This window comes from Pantoea sp. T14, from assembly GCF_036663535.1.
Taxonomy (GTDB): Bacteria; Pseudomonadota; Gammaproteobacteria; order Enterobacterales; family Enterobacteriaceae; genus Pantoea; species Pantoea phytostimulans.
Window position 1 is genome coordinate 57615 of the sequence record NZ_JAWUEB010000003.1, and the last position, 6871, is coordinate 64485.

5 protein-coding genes are annotated in these 6871 nt (G+C 52.2%); all 5 read right to left on the reverse strand.

The window, feature by feature from the left end; all coding sequences use genetic code 11:
* Nucleotides 1–322: 322 nt before the first annotated feature.
* The 5 genes from dppF to dppA all read right to left on the reverse strand — a co-directional run bounded on the left by dppF (nucleotide 323) and on the right by dppA (nucleotide 6048).
* A complete protein-coding gene (gene dppF / locus SC127_RS00950; protein WP_332624896.1) occupies nucleotides 323–1345 on the reverse strand; it encodes a dipeptide ABC transporter ATP-binding subunit DppF in 1023 nt (340 codons plus the stop codon).
* Nucleotides 1335–2321, reverse strand: a complete 987-nt coding sequence (gene dppD, locus SC127_RS00955; RefSeq protein WP_215848017.1) for a dipeptide ABC transporter ATP-binding protein — start codon at nucleotides 2319–2321, stop codon at nucleotides 1335–1337. Before dppD ends, dppF begins: the two co-directional genes overlap by 11 nt.
* 12 nt (nucleotides 2322–2333) lie before the next feature.
* Nucleotides 2334–3236: a dipeptide ABC transporter permease DppC gene (dppC, locus tag SC127_RS00960; RefSeq protein WP_243079747.1), complete on the reverse strand. Its 903-nt coding sequence runs from the start codon at nucleotides 3234–3236 to the stop codon at nucleotides 2334–2336.
* A 9-nt stretch (nucleotides 3237–3245) separates the two neighbouring features.
* On the reverse strand, nucleotides 3246–4265 hold the full coding sequence (gene dppB, locus SC127_RS00965) for a dipeptide ABC transporter permease DppB (RefSeq protein WP_215848019.1): 1020 nt from the start codon (nucleotides 4263–4265) through the stop codon (nucleotides 3246–3248).
* 172 nt (nucleotides 4266–4437) lie between these two features.
* The gene (gene dppA, locus SC127_RS00970; RefSeq protein WP_332624897.1) at nucleotides 4438–6048 is read right to left on the reverse strand and encodes a dipeptide ABC transporter periplasmic-binding protein DppA; all 1611 of its coding nucleotides are present in this window, start codon (nucleotides 6046–6048) and stop codon (nucleotides 4438–4440) included.
* Nucleotides 6049–6871 lie beyond the last annotated feature (823 nt).

Consider the following 6871-nt stretch of genomic DNA (forward strand, 5'->3'; position numbering starts at 1 on the left):
ACATAACATTAACAAAACTGTGTAGTCATTCATCCGACCTTGAGCTGGCACGACCAACGTTGTTAACAGCGCTTTTAGTCCCAAATACTGACTAAATTCAGACTGACTCTTAACGTTAAACAGACGTTATTAGCTGAGATTGACTGCGTTATGGCAGGTTAGCTCTTTCGCTGTTTTTTCGGCAAGTTTACCAAGGGTTAATCTTCATAAATGATTTTCACGGCTTTTGGTTTGTCATGTAGGGCGGGAAACAGCTTTAGTAAGGGTTTTGGCAGAAAATTGGCTTAAAAAAAAGGCTCCAGAAGGAGCCTTATTACTTTGATTAACTGACTTTTTCAGCCGCGCCGACCGGTTGATTTTCATCCTGGTCGACAGCGAAGCAGGCAATTTGCTGTTCGCCATACAGCTTCAGCTTCGGCTGTAACTGTACGCAAGTGCCGAAACGACGACGGCAGCGCGCGTTAAAGGCGCAGCCCGGCGGCGGACTCAGCGGACTTGGCAATTCGCCGGTCAGTTTGATGCGCTCGCGGCGATCGTCTGGATTGAGACGCGGCGTCGCCGATAACAGCGCCTGGGTATACGGATGGCGCGGGTTTGAGAAAATCGCCTCTTTACTGCCCTTCTCGACACAACGTCCGAGGTACATCACCATGACTTCATCAGCAATGTGCTCCACCACTGACAAATCATGCGAAATAAAGACGTATGACAAACCCATGTCCTGCTGCAGATCCATCATCAGGTTCAGCACCTGAGCACGCACTGAAACGTCGAGCGCCGAAACCGGTTCATCAGCGATCAGCACATCGGGATCGAGCATCAAGCCACGCGCAATGGCGATACGCTGACGCTGGCCGCCCGAGAACATATGCGGGTAGCGATCATAGTGTTCTGTTTTCAGGCCGACCTTCGCCATCATCTCCAGTGTTTTTTCGCGGCGCTCCGCTTTAGTCAGTGAAGTGTTGATCGCCAGTGGCTCTTCAAGAATCTGACTGACTTTTTTGCGCGGATTGAGCGAACCGTAAGGATTCTGGAACACAATCTGGATTTTCTGTCGACGCAGCTTCTGTGCCTGCGGATCGTGCTTCAACAAATCCTGGCCATGCCAGTAAAGTTGCCCTTCGGTTGGCGTTTCGATCATCGTCAGCAAGCGGCCCAGCGTGGATTTACCACAGCCCGATTCGCCCACCACAGCCAATGTTTTGCCGCGTTCGAGATTGAATGAAACCCCATCCAGCGCTTTAACCAGACGTTCCTGACCGAAAAGTCCTTTTTTCACGGGGTAGTGTTTTTTCAGGTCAATTGCCTGCAGCAGGTAATCCTGCTTGGTTTTCTCAAGACTCATAAGTTGGTCTCCCGGCATCGTCCAGCGGATAGTGACATTTGGACTGACGCCCTGGAATATCGCGTAATTCAGGCTCTACCTGACGGCAATGATCGGTGGCATAAGGACAGCGTGGATTAAGCAGGCAACCGAGCGGACGATCATATTTACCCGGCACCACGCCAGGCAATGACGCCAGACGCGCTTTATCCGCCGCAAACTCCGGCAGCGCACGCAGCAAGGCTTGCGTATAAGGATGGCGAGGCGCTTTAAAGATGTCCGTCGCTTTCCCGCTTTCCACCACCTGACCGGCATACATCACAATAATGTGATGTGCAGCTTCAGCCACCAGCGCCAGATCGTGAGTAATCAGGATCAACGCCATGTTTTCCTGCTGCTGCAACTCCAGCAGCAGCTCAATGATTTGCGCCTGAATGGTTACGTCGAGCGCGGTCGTTGGCTCATCGGCAATCAGCAGTTTTGGGCGACAGGCAATTGCCATCGCAATCATGACGCGCTGGCTCATCCCACCCGACAGCTGATGCGGATAAACATCCAGACGCGAAGCAGGATCGGGAATGCCGACCTGATTCAGCAGATCAATGGCACGCTGACGTCGCGTTTTCTTGTTGCCACCCTGATGCACTTTAATCGCTTCCATAATCTGAAAGCCCACGGTGTAACACGGGTTCAGGCTGGTCATCGGGTCCTGAAAAATCATCGCCACTTCCGCACCCACCAGCTGGCGGCGCTCTTTCTCGGAGATGCGCTTCAGGTCGCTCTGATTAAACTCGAGCTTCTCAGCCATGACTTTGCCGGGAAAGTCGATCAGCCCCATAATGGCCAGCGAGCTTACCGATTTACCTGAACCGGATTCACCCACAATCCCAACAACCTGGCCTTGCTCAACTTGATAACTGATGCGGTCTACCGCACGAAACGGTGCTTTATCGTCGCCGAAATGCACCGACAATTTGTCTACATTTAATAACGCCATCTCGGTGCCTCTTTACTGCTTGAGTTTCGGGTCGAGTGCATCACGCAAACCATCGCCCATCAGGTTAAATGCCAGCACGGTAAGCAGAATGACTAATCCAGGGAAAGTCACCACCCACCAGGCACTTTGCGCGTACTGCAATACGTCGGAGAGCATGGTGCCCCACTCCGGCGTTGGCGGTTGCGCACCCATACCGAGAAAGCCCAACGCCGCCATATCCAGAATGGCGTTGGAGAAACCTAATGATGCCTGCACGATCAGCGGTGCCATGCAGTTAGGCAGAATATTAACGAACATCTGACGCAGCGTACCGGCACCTGCCACGCTCGACGCGGTGACGTAATCACGGTTCACTTCGACCAATACCGCCGCGCGCGTTAGACGAATGTAGTGCGGCAGCGCCACAAAAGTCAGTGCGATAGAGGCATTGACGATCGACGGTCCGAAAATAGCCACCAGCACCAGCGCCAGCAGCAGGCTTGGCAGCGCCAGCATGATATCCACCAGACGCATGATCGTGTTATCAACCACGCCGCCAAGATAACCGGCCATCAAGCCGAATATCACCCCAAAGATCAGTGACAGCACGACCACCAGACACCCGACCAGCAGCGACAGGCGCGCGCCGTACATCAGACGCGACAGCACGTCGCGGCCTACGTCATCCGTACCAAGGATATAACTCCAGCTACCGCCTTCCTGCCAAACTGGCGGATGAAGCAATGCATCTCGGAACTGCTCGGCAGGCGCATGCGGTGCCAGCACATCAGCGAAGATGGCGATCAGCAGCATAATAACGATGTAAACCAGGCCAATCACTGCACCTTTATTACGTTTGAAGTAGTGCCAGAATTCCTGAACGGGGGTCATCGGCTTCGGTGCAGCGGTTACGCTCGCGGGATCAACAATTGACATGATTCCCCCTTATTTCTTATGACGTATGCGCGGGTTAACCACGCCATACAGCAAATCAACCAGCAGGTTGACCACGATAATCAGCACCGCGACCAACAGCACGCCGCCCTGCACCACCGGATAATCGCGGCGCTGCAATGCTTCGATCAGCCAGCGACCAAGGCCCGGCCAGGAGAAGATGGTTTCGGTCAGAATCGCACCCGCCAGCAACGTCCCCACCTGCAAACCAATCACCGTCACGACCGGCAACATAGCATTACGCAGGGCGTGAACCACAATCACGCGCATACGCGTTAGCCCTTTGGCGCGCGCGGTACGGATGTAATCTTCACTGAGTACTTCCAACATGGCGGAGCGCGTCATACGCACAATCACCGCCAGCGGAATGGTGCCGAGCACGATGGCTGGCAAAATCATGTGCATCACAGCATCTTTGAAATCGCCTGGCTCGCCCCAAATCAGGGTGTCGATCAGCATGAAACCGGTCAGCGGATTGGTGTCATCAAGAAACACCGTGTCGCCAACGCGCCCTGATACTGGCGTCAGGTTCAGCTGCACCGATACCAGCATGATCAGCATGATGCCCCACCAGAAAATCGGCATGGAGTAGCCGGTCAGCGCGATGCCTACCGCCGTGTGATCAAAGATAGAGCCACGTTTCACCGCAGCCAGCACACCCACCGGAATGCCTACAGCGACAGCGAAAAGCATGGCGCAGAAACCCAGCTCAAGCGTGGCCTGGAAGCGTGGCACGAACTCATCCCATACCGGAATGCGGCTTTTCAGCGAAATACCTAAGTCGCCGTGCATCACACCATTGATATAGTGCAGGTATTGTTTCCACAGCGGTTGATCGAGGCCAAACATCGCCATTAACTGCGCGTGGCGTTCAGGGGAAATACCACGTTCGCCCGCCATGATCAGCACCGGATCGCCCGGGATCATGTGAACAAACGCGAAGGTCAACAGGGTAATACCGATAAATGTCGGGATGACAAGTCCCAGACGTCGGAGTACGAACTGCAGCATATTCCGGGTTCTCTCTTGCCCACGCGACCGTCGTCGCGAGGTTAGTTATTGCTTACATCTGACGATCGAGTAGCCTCGACCGCGACGCAGACTGGCTGCGCCTCTACCGTTTCCAGTAAAACAGGGAGATAAAGCCGGGGTGACGCGTAGCCACCCCGGAAAAGGGCAATGATTACTCTTGAATGTCTACCTGAGCAAAGTAGTGTCCGCCAAGCGGATCGACTTTATAGCCGGTGACTTTTTTGCTGACCGGTTCAAATACCGTTGAGTGCGCGATCATCAGCGCCGGTGCCTGGTCATGCATCACAACTTGAGCCTGCTTGTAATACTCGATGCGCTTCGCCTGGTCGGCGGTCGCACGTGCCGGTTGGATTTGATCCTCAAAGGATTTATCACACCAGCGCGAGTAGTTAGAGCCATCTTTCGCCGCTGAACAGCTGAACAGCGTAGCGAGGAAGTTATCCGGATCCCCATTGTCGCCCGTCCAACCCATCATCACAGTCTGATGTTCACCCGCTTTGGCACGCTTCAGATACTCGCCCCACTCATAGGTAACGATTTTGGCTTTTACGCCAATCTTCGCCCAGTCGGACTGAATCATCTCCGCCATACGGCGCGCGTTCGGGTTGTAAGGACGCTGAACCGGCATTGCCCACAGATCGATGGAGAAACCATCCGACATACCCGCTTCTTTCAGCAGTGCTTTGGCTTTTTCAACATCGTAAGGATAATCCTCAACGGCATTGTTATAGCCCCACATCGTTGGTGGAATCAGGTTTTTAGCCGGCTGGCCCGCACCTTGATAAACCGCCTGGATGATCGCTTTTTTGTTGACCGCCATGGTCAGTGCCTGACGCACTTTCAGGTTATCCAGCGGTTTTTTCTCAACGTTATAGGAGAGATAGCCGACGTTCAGGCCAGCCTGCTCATACAGGTTGATGTTTTTATCCTGCTTCATGCGCGCAATGTCTGCCGGATTTGGATACGGCATTACCTGGCATTCGCCCTTCTGCAGTTTTGCGTAACGAACCGATGCATCTGGCGTAATCGAGAAGACTAAACGATCGATTTTTGGCTTGGTTCCCCAATAATCCGGGTTAGCTTTATAAAGGATGCGTGAGTCTTTCTGGTATTGCAGCAGCTGGAACGGACCGGTACCCACTGGGTTAAGATCCACTTTTTCCGGCGTACCGGCTTTCAGCATGTTATCGGCGTACTCTTTTGACAGAATTGAGGCGAAGTCCATACCAAGGTCGGCAAGGAACGGCGCTTCAGGACGTGTCAGCACAAAGCGCACGGTATTCTCGTCCACTTTTTCGATTTTGCTGATCAGATTAGGCATATCCATGCCCTGGAAATACTCATAGCTGCCGCCGGAAACACCATGATATTTGTTGTTTGTATCCAGCTGACGTTCAAAAGTGAACACCACATCGTCGGCGTTTAAATCGCGCGTCGGTTTAAAGTCTTTGGTGGTTTGCCACTTCACACCTTTACGCAGGTGGAAAGTGTAGGTTTTGCCATCTTCACTGACGTCCCACTTTTCTGCCAAAGCAGCGTGCAACTCGGTCGTGCCGATAGTGAACTCAACCAGACGGTTATAAATCTGGCGTGAGCTGGCGTCATAGGTGGTGCCAGAGGTGAACAGCTGCGGGTTAAAACCTTCCGGGGAACCTTCAGAACAATAAACGAGGGTTTTTGCCTGAACACCGGCGGCTACAGTCATGGCAATCAGGCTCAGACCGACCTTCAGCATCCTGGATTTAGCCAGGGAGTTGATCATGCTTTTGCTCCATTGTGATGTGATGTTGTGTGCATTACCTGACCTCTGATTTTTTTATGCGGTTCAGGCGACCCACCTTTTCGGTGGAAAAGAGCGAAACGTTATTTTTGATTTCTCTGACACCGTGGAATCTGCCAGACAACGCCGCTTCTGCTTCTTTATTGACGCATCAATTTGTCAACAGTTGCAAAGAACGTCAATACAACGGTTAGTTATTTACACAGAGTGTGAGGGATAGCAAGCAACGCTAAAAAAAACAGTTTCCGCTGAAATGCCACACATTACACAGTGTCATTAGCTTAAAAACCGTGCTTTGTGCTGGCTCTTAACTTTGACGCTAGTGATTCTCACCGCTAAAAAACAAAAAACTTTTACCGGCAAATGTTGAATAACTGAACGATTCACCGTGCGTTATGACGTTCAACCAGCGAAATATGCTGTCTCAATGGTATAAGAAATCAGCAATATGCAGCTTTCGGTCATAAGAAGAATGTGTCGCAAATTAACTACGCAGGCCCGATGCAGCAAGGCCTACAAAGGATAAGCAAGCGACATTACAGCCAGGATAATTAACAACGGCGAATGAGGATTATTAGGAAGTTATCGGAAGGTTTGGTTTAAGCGATTTGATTAAACGGCTTTTAGGGGGATAACTCTTTTGCCAAGGCTCAAACCTCCTTCGGAGGTTCTCATCCTCTGTTTACTACAGGCGAAAAAAAACCTGCTTCAAAAGCAGGTTTCTAAAAGTGGTCGGCGAGAGAGGATTACGCTTCTCGCTGAGAAGCGCCCTGCGGGCCGTTGCTGAAGCAACGTGGTCTCGCTA